General features: G+C 69.3%; 10 protein-coding genes and 1 pseudogene. 4 read left to right on the top strand and 7 right to left on the bottom strand.

Features of this window, described 5'->3' with window-relative positions; all coding sequences use genetic code 11:
• Positions 1 to 86 precede the first annotated feature (86 nt).
• Both QEG98_RS39170 and QEG98_RS39165 read right to left on the bottom strand, forming a co-directional pair.
• Positions 87 to 1343 (bottom strand): SO2930 family diheme c-type cytochrome, encoded by a 1257-nt coding sequence (locus QEG98_RS39170; protein WP_316564965.1) that lies wholly within the window; start codon positions 1341 to 1343, stop codon positions 87 to 89.
• A gap of 21 nt (positions 1344 to 1364) precedes the next feature.
• The gene (locus QEG98_RS39165) at positions 1365 to 2909 is read right to left on the bottom strand and encodes a parallel beta-helix domain-containing protein (protein WP_316564964.1); all 1545 of its coding nucleotides are present in this window, start codon (positions 2907 to 2909) and stop codon (positions 1365 to 1367) included.
• 199 nt (positions 2910 to 3108) lie between these two features.
• Here QEG98_RS39165 and QEG98_RS39160 point away from each other — a divergent pair, with 199 nt between their 5' ends.
• The 3 genes from QEG98_RS39160 to QEG98_RS39150 all read left to right on the top strand — a co-directional run bounded on the left by QEG98_RS39160 (position 3109) and on the right by QEG98_RS39150 (position 6018).
• Positions 3109 to 4050 (top strand): DUF3445 domain-containing protein, encoded by a 942-nt coding sequence (locus QEG98_RS39160; RefSeq protein ID WP_316564963.1) that lies wholly within the window; start codon positions 3109 to 3111, stop codon positions 4048 to 4050.
• Between the two features lie 188 nt (positions 4051 to 4238).
• Positions 4239 to 5018 carry an FKBP-type peptidyl-prolyl cis-trans isomerase gene (locus QEG98_RS39155; protein ID WP_090493683.1) on the top strand — a complete coding sequence of 260 codons (780 nt, stop codon included), beginning with the start codon at positions 4239 to 4241 and terminating at the stop codon, positions 5016 to 5018.
• A gap of 169 nt (positions 5019 to 5187) precedes the next feature.
• The gene (locus tag QEG98_RS39150; RefSeq protein ID WP_316564962.1) at positions 5188 to 6018 is read left to right on the top strand and encodes a dienelactone hydrolase family protein; all 831 of its coding nucleotides are present in this window, start codon (positions 5188 to 5190) and stop codon (positions 6016 to 6018) included.
• Here QEG98_RS39150 and QEG98_RS39145 read toward each other — a convergent pair.
• The 5 genes and pseudogenes from QEG98_RS39145 to QEG98_RS39125 form a co-directional block, all read right to left on the bottom strand.
• Positions 6012 to 6587 carry a CAP domain-containing protein gene (locus tag QEG98_RS39145; RefSeq protein WP_316564961.1) on the bottom strand — a complete coding sequence of 192 codons (576 nt, stop codon included), beginning with the start codon at positions 6585 to 6587 and terminating at the stop codon, positions 6012 to 6014. The genes QEG98_RS39150 and QEG98_RS39145 overlap by 7 nt on opposite strands.
• Positions 6588 to 6677: 90 nt before the next feature.
• Positions 6678 to 7355 (bottom strand): CAP domain-containing protein, encoded by a 678-nt coding sequence (locus tag QEG98_RS39140; protein ID WP_316564960.1) that lies wholly within the window; start codon positions 7353 to 7355, stop codon positions 6678 to 6680.
• 77 nt (positions 7356 to 7432) lie between these two features.
• Positions 7433 to 8773 (bottom strand): DUF1552 domain-containing protein, encoded by a 1341-nt coding sequence (locus QEG98_RS39135; protein WP_316564959.1) that lies wholly within the window; start codon positions 8771 to 8773, stop codon positions 7433 to 7435.
• A complete protein-coding gene (locus tag QEG98_RS39130) occupies positions 8770 to 10458 on the bottom strand; it encodes a DUF1592 domain-containing protein (RefSeq protein WP_316564958.1) in 1689 nt (562 codons plus the stop codon). Before QEG98_RS39130 ends, QEG98_RS39135 begins: the two co-directional genes overlap by 4 nt.
• 258 nt (positions 10459 to 10716) lie before the next feature.
• Positions 10717 to 12776 (bottom strand): annotated as a pseudogene (locus QEG98_RS39125) (M3 family metallopeptidase).
• Between the two features lie 133 nt (positions 12777 to 12909).
• Here QEG98_RS39125 and QEG98_RS39120 point away from each other — a divergent pair.
• Positions 12910 to 13731: a CheR family methyltransferase gene (locus tag QEG98_RS39120; RefSeq protein ID WP_316564956.1), complete on the top strand. Its 822-nt coding sequence runs from the start codon at positions 12910 to 12912 to the stop codon at positions 13729 to 13731.
• Positions 13732 to 13802: the final 71 nt, after the last annotated feature.

Here is a 13802-nt window from a genome sequence, read left to right as displayed (position 1 = left end):
TGTCACGCGGCGCGGCCGTCACGCATCGGAAACGAGAAGCCCCTCCGCGCACCGGGCACGGAGGGGCCGCTCGTCTGAGCGAGGACCTACTTGCAGGCCCGCGCCGGCATGGCGTCAATCCAGTCGGCGATGAGTCGTGAGCCCTGGTCGTGGCGAAGCACGCGGCCCAGCTCCGGCATCATCTTCCCCGACTCCTCGGTGTGCAGGCGGTACCAGAGGATGGACACCGAATGGCTGCCGGGGACGATGTCGAACTCACCGCCCACGCCACCGCCCGCGGAGCCCGGCCGCTTGCACACGCCCAACGTGAACTCCTCCGTGTTGTCCACGTTGAGGAACAGCCGGCTGGTGGTGCCCGCCGTCCCCTTGGGGTTGTGGCAATGCGCGCAGTTGATGTCCAGGTAGGCGCGTGCGCGCTGCTCCAGCGTGCCGTCCTTCTCGTTGAACGCGTTCGGCGCGCGGGGAATCTGGTCGACCGGAGGCAGCCCCGTCAGCCGGCCCAGGTTGGCCAGGTGCTGAAGCTGGTTGATGGGCCCGTCGCCATAGTCATGGTCCTGGTTGAGGTAGCGGGCCTTCACGCCAATGGGCAGCAGCACCTGGTTCTCCTGGGCGTCCTGGAGATGGTGGCACTTCAGGCACTGGTTCTTGCTGGGCACCAGGTAGTCCAGCGTCCGCTCCACGCCGTCCTCGCCAATGAAGCGCACGCCGCGGACGACGCGGCCGCCGTTGGCCAGCGTGGCCTCCGTCTGGGCCTCGTTCCAGAAGTAGGGAAAGGCCTCCCAGCCTCCGGGCCTGTGCACCAGCACGCGTGTCTCGATGGCGCGCACGTTCTCTTCCGGGACGCGGAGGTCCGCGGGGAAGGAGAACGTCTTGGTGATGATGGTGCCCACCGGCAGGTCCAGCACGTCGGTGGCCGAGTACCCGGCCTGCGCGTCTGGCGGGATGTACAGCGTGCGCGACTTCACCGAGTAGTCGGAGAAGAGCGGCGTGGTCAGCGCATAGGGAATGTTCCCCTCCACCGGCTGGAGCCCACCCGTCGCGGGTGTCCCGGTGAAGAGGCCGAAGCCCGACAGGGTATTGGGCGGAAACGCAGGCCCGGCGTCTGGCGTCCCCGCGTCCTCGTTCGTCCCTGCGTCCTCCGGGGTGCCGGCGTCCTCGCCCGCGTCACCCGTGCCCGCGTCCGGGGTGCCGCTGTCCTCGGGCGGAAGCCCGGAGTCGACCATGGAGCCGCCTCCGCCGTCCGGGGTCGGCGTCACGCCGTCCTCGTCACCCGAGCACGAGGCCAGCGCCGCGGTCACCAGCACCGCGGCGAGGCCCAGTCCTGGGATGAACGGCCTGTACATGCGTCCGTTCTTCACGATGTCTCAGCGGATGGTCAGGGCCGGGGTGAAGCCCGAACAGTTGTAGGGCTCGGCGCCCTGGGCATAGCGGCGCGTCTCTCCCCAGGCGGCGGCCGCGTTTTCGGGGGTGGGGCCCGCCGAGAGGTGGCCACCGACGGCCTGCAGGTCGAAGTCCACCACCGAGGCCTGCGTGCCCTCCGGCAGCGTGTTGCGGGTGAAGCAGATGTTGATGGGGTTGGCCAGGCTCTCATCGCGAGGCGCCGGGTCGAGGCCGTCCCACAGCACGTGCTCCACGCCCGTCACGCCGTGGGCCGCGGCGCCGTACTGGTAGACGGCGCCCACCAGCGCGCCCAGCGGACGGCGCTCCGGGTCCGGCGTGCCGTTGTCCACCATTTGGCCGCTGCCACCGGTGAAGGTGTTGTCGTGGATGGAGATGTCCTGGCTGGGGAAGTTGAAGAAGCCGGCCGCCCACTGGACGGGGTCGGGCTCGATGGCCAGACCGCTGAGGATGGCGATGTCCACCGTGTTGTTGTTGCCCCACGTGTTGCGCTCCATCTCCACCCGGCGTGAGGCCAGGATGAAGGTGCCGGTGCCGGCCGGGACCTGGGACACGGTGCTGCTGCTGGCCTCCACGGAGGCGAAGTTGGGGCGGTTGTTCCCGGTGATGGTGTTGTGGGCGACGTAGATGTCCGTGCCCCGAATGGGGTTGCCCGGCAGGTCGAACACGACCAGGCCCGTGGTGTTGTCCTCGGCGACGTTGTGCGTGACGTGGGCGTACTTCGTGTTCTCGATTTCGATGCCCGCCACGTTCTTCTTCGCCACGTTCCGCCGGACGATGGTGTGCTGCGTCTGACCGACGTAGATACCCGCGTCGGCGGCGTTGTACGCCTCACAGTCCTCGACGAGGACGTACGTCGACTTCACGGGGTAGATGCCGTACTTGCCGTTGCTCTCCTGGTTCTCCTGGGCCCACTCGGTGCGGAGGCGCTGGATGTTCACGTTGACGGAGGACTCGATGCGCAGGCCATCCTTCTTCGCGTTCCAGACGGCCAGGTCGCTCACCGTGAAGAGCTTGCTCACCACGTCGAAGCCGTTGGTGTTCGCCGCCGCGTGCGTGAAGTCCAGCACGGTGCTGGACTCGCCGCCGGTGGCCTCGCCCTGGGTGCCCTTGCCCGCGCCCTTGACGGTGATGCCGTTGGCGCGGATGGTGATGGCGTTGTCGAACTGGAAGGTGCCCGCGCCCAGGTGGATGGTGGTGCAGTCGTCCAGCGCGTTCACCGCGTCCTGGAGGTCCTGCTCCTGGCCCGGATTGAACGTCAGCTCGGTCTGCTCCTTGCCTTCGCAGGAGAACTCCTGCGGCCAGGCCATGGAGCCGCCGGCGTCCGGGGTGCCCGCGTCACTGCCCGCGTCACTGCCTGCGTCGCTGCCTGCGTCCGCGGGCACGCCAGAGTCCGGCTGGCCCGCGTCCGGACGGTCATCGCCGTCATCCGAACAGGCGGGAAGGACCATCAGTCCCACGAGGGCAAGAAGCACGGCACGGGGCGCGCGCGACGGCGGCAGAGGATGCATCAGGTATCTCCTGTGGAAGTGCTGCGCCTTCTGGCTTCTGAGCACGAGGCTCCAGGGCGCGGCCCGGAATGCGAATCCTCCCCGTGAAGATGAACAACCTCAAGGGTGAGACATCGAAAAACAGCCACCCTTCCGTGACGCGATGCGTTCTGCAACGCGATTGATAAATTGCTCCAATCCTTCATGAGAGGTCGACGCGGTGCTGCCTTACTTCCCCTTCGAGCAGGATGTCTTTTCAATGTCGCTGGGCGTGCGTGCGCTGAGGCCCGAAGAGACACTCATTGAAGTAGACGCGCCGCGCTATGCGGACGAAGTGGCATTGAAGGCGGCGCTGCTGACGGCGGGGCACGCCGAGCGCTTCCAGGGAGGGCCCGGAACAGAGGAACTCCAATGGGAGACGTTGACGGTGCTGCTGCCTGCCATGGCGCGTCAATCGCCGGAGCACTTCTCGCTGGAGGTGGAGGGCACGCGCTGGTGCTGGCACAACCGCCTGCTGGGCACGCGGACGCACTTCACGCCGGGGGACGCGGCGAGCCTGCCGCTGGCGCCGCTGGACTGGTTTGGCCGGCAGGTTCAGGAGGACCTGCTGCTGCTGGACGGCACGCATGAGGGGTTCCCGCTGGTGGCGGGCCAGTTGTGTTTCCCTTCCGGGTGGTGCTTGGGGGACAAACTGGGCCGGTCGCTGCTGGCCGTCCACGAGCCGGTGCCCCAGTTCAACGCGAAGCTGGGGCCCTCCACGCTGAAGTTGATGGAGGGCCTGAAGCCCGGGCGCCCCGTCACGCGCTGCAACTGGGCCATCAGCGTCACGGAGCGGCTGGACCTGGAGCCGCGCACGCTGCCGGAGTGGCGGCACTTGTTCGACGGCATCACCCCGGACAATGCGGGCGAGCGTTGCTTCCTCCGCCTGGAGCGTCAGACGCTCACCCGGCTGCCCCGCACGCGCGCCATCCTCTTCACCATCCACACCTACGTGGCCCCGGTGGCCTCGGAAGTGGAAGCGCCCGGTCGGCGGCAGCGGCTGGCCCGCGTGCTGCGCACCGTGCCCGCCGACACCGCGGCCTACAAGCGCGTCGCGCCCGTGCTGGCGCCGCTGCTGGGCTACCTGGAGGCGGGAGAGGCTGACGCCGGGTGGAAGGGGTAATGAAAAACCCCACCTCCTGGAGAGGACACGAGGTCGCCCTGGGGGCGGGCGGGGTGTCGCTCAGGAACGGGGACGCTTCTGGGGTGCCGTCGAACCGGAAGTCAGGCCATTTCTGTAGTAAGTCGCCCCTCAGAACTGACTGCGGCGATGTCTCACTGCCGCTCTAAAAAGCAAGGAAGGGCAACGACATGCAGAAGACGTGGCTGGTCGCGGGAATGCTGGTGCTGGCGGGCTGCCAGCAGCAGGGCAAGACGGATTCGACGCCGGCGGCGACGGCGACGGCGCCCGGCGCGAGCGCGAATCCGCAGACGGAGGACCAGAAGACGCTGTACGCGCTCGGCCTGTCCATTGGCCGCAGCGTGAGCGTGTTCGACATGACTCCTGAGGAGCTGGAGTACGTCAAGGCGGGCATCTCCGCGCAGGTGAAGGGCGAGAAGCCCGCGGTGGAGCTGGAGACGTACGGCCCGAAGCTGCAGGAGCTGGCGCGCGCGCGCAGCACCCGCAAGGCGGAGGCTGAGAAGGAGAAGGCGAAGGCGTTCCTGGAGACGGCCTCGAAGGAAGAGGGCGCCCAGAAGACGGAGTCCGGCCTCATCTACAAGGAGCTGACCGCCGGTACGGGCGCGTCGCCCCAGGCGTCGGACATCGTGAAGGTGCACTACCGTGGCACGCTGCCGGACGGCACCGAGTTCGACAGCTCGCACAAGCGTGGCGAGCCCACGCAGTTCCCGCTCCAGGGCGTCATCAAGTGCTGGACCGAGGGCGTGCAGAAGATGAAAGTGGGCGGCAAGGCCAAGCTCGTGTGCCCGTCCGACATCGCCTACGGTGACCGCGGCGCGCCGCCGAACATCCCGGGCGGGGCCGCCCTGGTGTTCGAGGTGGAGCTGCTGGAGATCGTCAAGCCGCCGGAGATGCCGGCCATGGGCGGCACGCCGCCGGCGGGCAAGCCCTCCGCGGCCGAGAAGAAGTAGTCACCGTCTTCACGCAGGACGCCCAGGGGGCTGGCGGGGGATTCTTCCCTCCCAGCCCTCTTCGCGTTCGCGGGCACCGGGGTGGCGGCGGGGCGCTGCCTCGGGGTAGTCCACCCGTCGCCAGCGTCTCCGCCTCGGGGACGGGCCAACCCACGGAGGTCGACACATCATGCGCCAGGGCCTGCTGTTGATGATGGGAGCGCTGCTGCTGAGCGCCTGTGTCCAGGGCCGCGCCCGGGAAGTGCTCCGCGAGCCGTCCGCCACGGGCGCTGTCTCCGAGTCGGAGTTCAAGGCGCTGCACACGCTCCGGGAGGACGCGCCGCCAGTGCTCAAGGGCCAGGAGGTGGAGGTGGCCGGCACGAAGGCCTACCTGAGCCTGCCCCAGGGCGCCCAGGGGCCGCTGCCCGCCATCATCGTCATCCATGAGTGGTGGGGGCTCAATGACCACATCCGCCACTGGACGGACCGGCTGGCCGCGGAGGGCTACGCCGCGCTGGCGGTGGACCTGTATGGCGGCAAGGTGGCCACCACGCGGGATGAGGCGCTGGCGCTGCTGAAGGCCGTGGACCCGGCGCGTGCACAGGCGATGCTGACGGCCGCGCACACCTTCTTGCAGCAGGACGCGCGGGTGCAGGCGCCGCGCACGGGCACCATCGGCTGGTGCTTCGGGGGCGGCTGGTCCCTGCACGCGGCCATGGCCATGCCGGAGCTGGACGCGGCGGTCCTCTACTACGGCAACCCGGTGACGGAGGCGCGGGAGCTCGCCGCCATCCGCGCGCCGGTGCTGGGCATCTTCGGCACGAAGGACCCGTCCATCCCCCTGGAGACGGTGCAGGCCTTCCGGCAGGCCTTGGATGATGCGGGCGTGCGGCACTACATCCTGGAGTTCGAGGCAGAGCACGCCTTCGCCAACCCGTCGAGTGAGCGCTACGACGCGCAGGCCGCCGCGGGTGCCTGGCAGCAGGTGGCGGCCTTCCTGGACCAGCACCTGCGTCAGTAGGGGCGCTGGCCCACGTAGTTGCCCGGCGGCGCGTAGTTGCACACCCAGAGCGTCCAATGGGGGAACTGGGAACCGAAGGGCGAGTTCGTCGTGCACTCCTGGACGGCGCAGCCCAGGGCCCGCGTGTTGCGCCACACCACCTGGGTGTAGTGGCCGCAGACCTTGCCGCTCGCGCAGGTGTTGGCGGCGTGGTCGTAGTGGACGGCCTCGTCCACCCAGCCCTGCACCACGCCCTGGGCGCCCATGGCGCTGGACGATGCCGCGGTGAGGTTCTCCCCCAGGTTGCCGCGATTCGGGTTGTGCGAGAACTGGCACTTCGCTGCGTAGGCCTTCGCCGTGCGCGTCGCCTGCTCGTCCCACGTCAGGTCCTCCAGCGCGGGGGAGGCCGCGGGCGACACGTTCCTCCGCGCGGCGTTGTGCGCGGCCAGCATGTCGCGGTCGAACTGCGTCATGACCAGCGGCTCGGTGTCGCCGTCCTCCTCTCCGGGTGTGTCGGAGCCACAGCCGGTGAGGAGCAGGGGGATGAGCAGGCCAAGCGGTCGAAGATGGCGGGGCGTGGGGCGGAGCATGGGGGGATTATCCGCCGCCAGGCGGAGGGCCGTCACCTCCCGCCGCGTGAGTGTCCGGCACCCGGGACACACCGGCCCCGTGGGGCGCGGTCAGTAGGGCCGCTGACCCACCCAGTTGCCCGGCGGCGCGTAGTTGCACACCCAGAGCTGCCAGGTAGGGAACTTCGCGCCGAACGGTGAGTTCTTGTTGCACATCACCGTGGCGCACCCCACGGCCGCCGTCTTGCGCCACACCACCTGCGTGTAGTGCCCGCACACCTTGCCCTTCTGGCAGGTGTTGCGCCGGTAGTCGTAGTCCGCGGCTTCATCCGCCCAGCTCTTCACCACCTGGGACGTGGTCCACGTGCCGGGCGTGGCGGCAGCGAGGTTCTCTCCGAAGTCGCCCCGGTCTGGGTTGTGCTCGAACTTGCAGGCCTTCGCCCAGGACGCGGCCTTGCGCTCGGCCTGGGTGGACCAGGCCAGCGGCGGCAGCGCGGGCTTGGGGGCGGGCTGGGCCCGGGAGCGCGCCAGGTTGTGCGCGGCCACCATGTCCCGGGAGAAGTCCTTCGCATCGGGAAGGGCCGCGCGTGGCTCTTTCGGCTTCGCGGACGCGGCGGGCTGCCTTGTGGCCACGGCCTGCCGGGAGGTGGCGTTCTGTCGCCGCCCCTGTTGGGTGCCACCGCTCCCGCAGCCGAGCAGCGGCGGCAGCAGGAGCAAGGCGGACCAGCGGGAGACGCGGGAGAAGGAAGGCATGAGGGGGATGATGCGCCAGGACGCCCGCTCATGCATGTGAAGCGTGCGCGGCGGGGCATTGCGCGCGGTGGGCCGCCCGCTCGCATGCTCCGCCGCGCACGGGAACGCCGGCGCTACACAAGGCCCGGCAGCGGGCCCGTCCCGTCGTCACCGAAGGTGGTGATGTTGGGCACGCCCATGGCCTGCATCAGGTAGATGTACAGGTTGGCCAGCGGGTCCTCCTGGTAGACGATGTGCCGGCCCGGGGTGAGCGCGCCGCCGCCCCTGCCCGCCAGGATGATGGGCAGGTTGACGTGGTTGTGAGAGTCCCCGTCGCCGATTTCGCTGGAGAAGTAGACCATCGAGTTGTCGAGCATCGACAGGCCGTTGGCCTCGATGACCGACTTCATGCGCTCCAGCAGGTACTGGAGGAGCGTCACCTCCCATTTGTCGATGGTGGCGAGCGCGTTGTAGTTGGACTGCGACTTCTGGTGGTGCGAGTACGTGTGGTGTGCGCCGCTGAGCCCCAGGAAGGGGTAGACCTTGTTGGCGCGCGCGTTGGCCAGCATGAAGGTGGCCACCCGGGTGAGGTCACACTGGAAGGCGAGGATGATGAGGTCCATCATCGCCTTGGTCTTCTCCGTCGGGTCCTCGGACACGATGGGAGCGGCTCCCGTGGCGCAGGTCATGGATGGGACGGACACGTCCTCCACCCGCTTCTCCAACTCCCGCACGCTGGTGAAGTACTCATCCAGCTTCTGCAGGTCCGAGGTGCCCAGCCGGCCCTTCAGCGCGGTGGCGTCATCGCGCACGACGTCGATGATGCTCTTGCCGTAAGCGCGCCGCTTCTCGATTTGTGCCTGCGTCTCTCCGGGGATGCCGCCCGCGAAGAGCCGGTTGAACGCGGCCTGCGCGTTGGTCTCCTTGGCCACCGGTGTCCGAGGCCCCGCCCACGCGATGTTGTTGGCATACGGGCACGCGTAGCCGGAGTCGCAGTTTCCGATGCCGCGGCCCGCGTCGATGCCCAGCTCCATGGACCCATAGCGGGTGGCCCGCGTCGCCGTCATGTGGTTGGCGATGACCTGGTCCATGGAGATGCCCACGCGGATGTTGGTGCCCTCCGTCTTGTACACCTTGGCGCAGGACAGGAACGCGCCGGTGGCGGCGGCATGGTGCCCGTCACCATCCGGGAAGGCAGGCCTGTTCGCCAAGCCGGTGACGACCAGCAGGTCGTTCTTCACCGCGGCCAGGGGCTCCAGCGTGGGCGTCAGCTCCCACGCGGGGCCCTCTATCGTGGGCGTCCACTTCTGCATGTGGATGCCGTTGGGCGTGTAGAAGACGGCCAATCTGCGGGGCACGGTGCCCGGCGCGCCATGTGCCTTGCTGGGAAGCATCTGCTCCAACAGGGGCAGCGCCATCAGCGCCCCCGTTCCCCGCAAGACGGTCCGTCGCGAGAGTCTGAATTTCTTGCTCATGGCGTCTGCTCCTCCTCGGCGCCACGCTGCGTGAAGTGGCTGCTCGAGACGATGCTGAGGATGTAGTCGACGAGCCGCCCACCGCGGGCCTCGGCCTTTTCGGCGACATCCTTCACCGCGCAGTGGTCGGCCTCGTCCAGGCCACGGCCCGTGGCATAGGTGAGCATGTGCTCGGTGATGCAGTTGGTCAGCTTCGGGTCCTCCTTCAGGTAGGTCTGCATGTCGCGCACCCCGTTGAGGATGGCGCCGTCGGGCAGGTCACCCGTGGCGTCCACGGGCGCGCCGCTCACCTCCTGGAGGCGCCAGCGGCCAATGGGGTCGAAGTTCTCCATCGCCAGCCCCAGCGGGTCCATCAGCCGGTGGCAGCCCTGGCACGCCGGCGCGCTGCGGTGGAGCGCCATGCGCTCCTTCATCGTCATGTCCGGCGTGATGGGCGGCGGCAGGTTCTCCACGTTCGGCGGCGGCGGCGGCGGCGCCGAGCACAGCAGCTGCTCCAACACCCAGACGCCGCGCTGCACCGGTGAGGTGCGGTCCGGGTTGGACGTGACGGTGAGCAGCGAGCCCTTGCCGAAGATGCCGCTGCGCTCCGGGTGGCCCGTGAGGTCCACGCGCTTGTGCGTGGGGCTGCCGGGCAATGGCAGGCCGTAGTGGGCGGCCAGCTGGTCGTTCACGTAGGTGAACGGCGCGTCGATGAGGTCCTTCAGCTTGTGGTCACCGGAGAGGAACTCCGCGAAGAAGAGCTCCGTCTCCGTGCGCATGGCGGCGCGCAGTTCCTCGTTGAACGCGCCATAGAGCGTGCCGTCCGGGACGGCGGTACCCAGCGCGCGGGTGAAGAGCCACTGGCCGGCGAAGTTCTCCACCAGCGCGCGTGCCTTCGGGTCCGCGAGCATGCGCCGCACCTGGGCCTCCACCTCCGCGGGGTCGCTCAGCTTGCCCGCTTCGGCGGCGGCGAACAGCGCGTCGTCCGGCATGCTGCTCCACAGGAAGTAGGAGAGCCTGCTGGCCAGCTCGAAGTTGTCGAGCGTGTACGGTTCGGTGCTTCCTGGCGGCGCGTTCTTCTCCACCCGGAAGAGGAAGTGCGGTGAGACGAGCACCGAGCGCAGGGCCAGCTTCACGCCCACCTCGGGCGGGTCCGCGTGCTGGCTCGACAGGTTGACGAAGGTCATCAGCTTGTCGACCTCTTCCTGCTGCACCGGCCGGCGCCAGGCGCGGCGGGCGAAGTTGGAGAGGATTTCGTGCGCGCACGGCGCGGGGTTGAGCGGGTCCAGCGCGCAGGAGTTGAAGACGCCGCGCGTCCAGGCGTCATTCACCAGCCGCTCCGCCGCGGCGGAGTACTTCTCCATCAACAGCGGCGACAGCGAGAGCACGTCGGCGATGTTGTCGAAGCCGTAGCCGTGGTCGTCGATAGGGAAGTCCTGGGCCGGCTGGGTGGTGTCTCCCAGCAGGTCCCGCACGGTGGCGTTGTATTCCGCGCGGTTGAGACGGTGAAGCGTGACGCGTCCCGGATTCTGGGGCGCGTTCTCGCACTCGCCTGCCACCGGGGGCTGCCCCGGTGGACCCGGTTCTCCTGGCACATCCTCGTCGGGTTTGACCCGGGCCATTGGGTTGTCATCGGTGCAGCTGGTCACCAGCAGGGCGAGACTTGCGCCCGCAAGGAAGAGCCAGCCCCCTCTTCGTCGATGCATGGGTGTCACGTCGGCTACCCCCCTCCACACTGCCCCATCCGAAGCCGGGACAGCTGAAGCCGTAGCAATGTGCTCTCCACCCAGGCGCGTCGCCTGGTGGACCTCTCCGTTGTTTCAGGGGGCAGGACGGCGTTGGCTACCCGGAAGCGCGCTGGGAAGAGATTGGCGCGAATGGGTAACGAAGTTCCCGGCGAAGGAACCGCGGACGAACGCAGCCTGCGGCGTGCAAGCTGCGTTCGCGTGGATGCCGCGGGCTCCTTACTTCGCGTCGAGATACGCGCGGTACGCGTCGAAGCCGTACTCGCGCCCGAGGAAGTCCTTCACCAGCTCGGCGGCGGGCTTGGAGCCGCCGGGCTCCAGCACGGTGCGGCGGTACTTCATCGCCGTCTCCCGGTCGAGGAAGCCCTTCTTCTGGAACTCGGTCTCCAGGTCCTTCGCGATGACGGAGGACCAGAGGTACGTGTAGTACGCCGCCGAGTAGCCATCCAGGTGCCCGAAGGCCACCTCGAAGTGCGTGCCGTCACGGTGCTCGTGCTTGAAGGGGCTGAGCCGGGTCTGCAGGGCAACCAGGGCCTCGGTCGTGTCGAAGCCCGGCTCGCGGGAGTAATAGTCCAGGCTCACCGCGGACAGGAACAGCTGCCGCCGCGCCCACAGGCCCTGGCCGAACTCCTTCGACGCGCGGAGCTTCTCCACCATCTCTGAAGGGATGGGCTGGTTCGTCTCGTGGTGCTTCGCGAACTCCTTCAGCACCTCCGGGTTGCCCGCCCACTGCTGGAGCAGCATGGACGGCGTCTCCACGAAGTCCCACTCCACGCGGGTGCCCGCGATGCCCGCCCACTTCAGGTGCCCGCCGAAGATGGCGTGCAGCAGGTGGCCGAACTCGTGGAAGAAGGTCTCCACCTCGTCGTGCGTCATCAGCTCGCCGGGGCGCGCGAAGTTGCACACCAGCGAGGCCTCCGGGTAGCGCTTGCCCGCCTGACCCGCGACGAGGTCGAACTGCGCCGCGTGCTTGTACTTGTCGTCACGCGGGTGCATGTCCAGGTAGATGCGGCCCAGCAGCGTGTCGCCGTCGAACACGTCGTAGGTCTCCACCTCCTGCTGCCACACCCGGGCGTCCTTCACCGGCTTGTAGGTGATGCCCCAGATGCGCGAGGTGATGTCCATCACCCCCGCCTTCACCCGGCCGTACTCGAAGTAGGGCCGCACCGCCTGTGAGTCGAAGCTGAAGCGCTCCGCGCGCAGCCGGTCCTCGTAGAAGTCCTGGTCCCAGGGCTCCAGCACCTTGGCTCCCTTGACGTCCTTCTGCTTGCGCGCCAGGAGCTGCGCGTACTCCTGCTTCGCGCGGGCCTCGGTGGCCACGCCCAGCCGGTCGATGAAGTCCGCGGCCGCCTGCTGCGTGCGCGTCATCTTCGTCTCGGTGGTGTACGCGGCCCAGTTCGCGTAGCCCAGCAGCGTGGCCAGCTCGTGGCGCTTGGCGATGAGCTGCGCCAGCACGTCCTGGTTGGCCGGGTACGCGCGCTGGCGGTAGGTGCGCCACAGCTTCTCGCGCGCCTTCGCGTTCTTCGCGTACGTCATGAAGGGGAAGTAGTCCGGGTAGTTGGTGGTGATGACCACCAGCCCGTCCGCGCCCGGCGGGTGCGCCTTGCGGTAGTCCTCCGGCAGGCCGTCCAGCTCGGCGGGCTTGAAGGTCACCTTGCGGACGTCCTCGGCGATGTTCTTGCTGAACTGCTGCCCCAGCTTGAGCAGCTCCTCGTTGAGCGACTTCACCTTGGCGCGGGTGGCGTCGTCGCGGTCCACGCCGGCGCGGCGGAAGTCGAGCAGCGCGCGGCCCATCCAGTACCGGGTCGCCGCGTCCGCGCTGGACAGGTCCACCGCGGCCAGCACGTCATAGACGCCTCGGTCCTGGGACAGCGCCACGTTGGCGGAGTCCACGCGCTGTTCGCACTCGCGCGCGGCGTCGCGGAAGGCCGCCTCCGGATGCACCTCGCGCGCGAGGCTGGAGCGGTTGGCCGCGGCGAGCAGCGAGCCCAGGGCCTCGTCATAGGCGGCGAGCACGGCCGGCCGTCCTTGCGCGCGTCCAGCGCCTTGATGGCGGACACCTGCGCGCGGGTGCGCTCGAGGTCCGCGTCACACGCGGCGGTGAAGTCGGCCAGGGGGCCAGAGAGGACGCTGGCGCCTTCGGGAGGAGGCACGGGCTTGGGCGCGGCGGCGGGGGCCGGGGCCTGCTGCGCGGTGGGCTCGGGGGCCGCGGCGGGGGTGTGCGTGCAGCCGGCCGACGCCAGTGCCGCGGAGAGGGTGAGGGCGCTCAGTCTCTTCAAGGGTGGGTTCCTCCGGGGTCCAAGGACAATGCCGGAGCGTCATGCCACATCCCGCCTGCCTCCGCCCGGTGCAAGCGGCCTTCCCTTGCCCGGACGCGGCGGCCGTGCCGACATCCAGGAGGAGGCCGACCCGATGACGGACCGTGAATGCGTGGAGCTGTTGCAGTGGGCCGCGCCCCGCCTGCGCCTTCGCTGGGAGGGCTTCCGGCGCGTCCGGGGGCAGGTGTGCAAGCGCATCGGCCGCAGGCTGAAGGCGCTGGGCCTGCCAGACGCGGGGGCCTACCGCGCCCGGCTGGAGGCGGAGCCCTCGGAGTGGGACGTGCTCGACGCGCTGTGCCGCGTCACCATCTCCCGCTTCTACCGGGACGCGCGCGTCTTCGAGGTGCTGCGCCAGGACTTGCTCCCCGCCCGGCTGGAGTCCCTGCGCTCCCGGGGCGAGGCCACGTTGCGGGCGTGGAGCGCGGGCTGTGCTTCCGGCGAGGAGCCCTACACGCTGTCGGTGCTCTTCCAGCTGGGGCTCGAGCCTCGATTCCCGGGAGCGCGCCTGGCGTTGGTGGCCACCGATGCGGACGCGGGGCTGCTCGCGCGGGCGGCGCGGGGCTGCTATCCGCGCGGGGCCTTGCGTGAGCTGCCGCGTGACTGGGCGGAGCGGGCCTTTCCGGGGCCCGGTGACGAACCGTGCCTTGCGCCGGAGTACCGGCGGGCGGTGGACTTCCTCCAGCAGGACTTGCGCTCCCAGATGCCCGACGGGCCCTTCCACCTGGTGCTGTGCCGCAACGTCGCCTTCACCTACTTCGCGCCGCCGCTTCAACGCGAGGTCCTGTCACGGCTGGTGGCGCGGCTGGTCCCTGGCGGGCTGCTGGTGATTGGCGGCCATGAGTCCCTGCCCGAAGGAGACTTCGGCCTGACGCGCGCCGCCGGCCCGCTGCCTGTCTTCGCGCGGACAGACGTCTGAGACCGCCGGGCTCTATTCACGAATTCGTCCGGTGCGAGCATTCTCCGTCGCTGGGCCGTGCTCCCCTGACG

The sequence above is a fragment of the Myxococcus sp. MxC21-1 genome (genome assembly GCF_032612255.1).
Lineage (GTDB): Bacteria > Myxococcota > Myxococcia > Myxococcales > Myxococcaceae > Myxococcus > Myxococcus virescens.
The sequence above is the reverse complement of the archived record's forward strand: the minus strand, read 5'-3'. Positions and strand labels throughout refer to the sequence as shown.

Excerpts from the sequence above, each read along its gene's own strand:
- QEG98_RS39150 (WP_316564962.1), top strand. The coding sequence starts at position 5,188 with ATGCGCCAGGGCCTGCTGTTGATGATGGGAGCGCTGCTGCTGAGCGCC.
- QEG98_RS39140 (WP_316564960.1), bottom strand. The coding sequence starts at position 7,355 with ATGCATGAGCGGGCGTCCTGGCGCATCATCCCCCTCATGCCTTCCTTC.
- QEG98_RS39135 (WP_316564959.1), bottom strand. The coding sequence starts at position 8,773 with ATGAGCAAGAAATTCAGACTCTCGCGACGGACCGTCTTGCGGGGAACG.
- QEG98_RS39165 (WP_316564964.1), bottom strand. The coding sequence starts at position 2,909 with ATGCATCCTCTGCCGCCGTCGCGCGCGCCCCGTGCCGTGCTTCTTGCC.
- QEG98_RS39130 (WP_316564958.1), bottom strand. The coding sequence starts at position 10,458 with ATGCATCGACGAAGAGGGGGCTGGCTCTTCCTTGCGGGCGCAAGTCTC.
- QEG98_RS39155 (WP_090493683.1), top strand. The coding sequence starts at position 4,239 with ATGCAGAAGACGTGGCTGGTCGCGGGAATGCTGGTGCTGGCGGGCTGC.
- QEG98_RS39145 (WP_316564961.1), bottom strand. The coding sequence starts at position 6,587 with ATGCTCCGCCCCACGCCCCGCCATCTTCGACCGCTTGGCCTGCTCATC.
- QEG98_RS39120 (WP_316564956.1), top strand. The coding sequence starts at position 12,910 with ATGACGGACCGTGAATGCGTGGAGCTGTTGCAGTGGGCCGCGCCCCGC.
- QEG98_RS39170 (WP_316564965.1), bottom strand. The coding sequence starts at position 1,343 with ATGTACAGGCCGTTCATCCCAGGACTGGGCCTCGCCGCGGTGCTGGTG.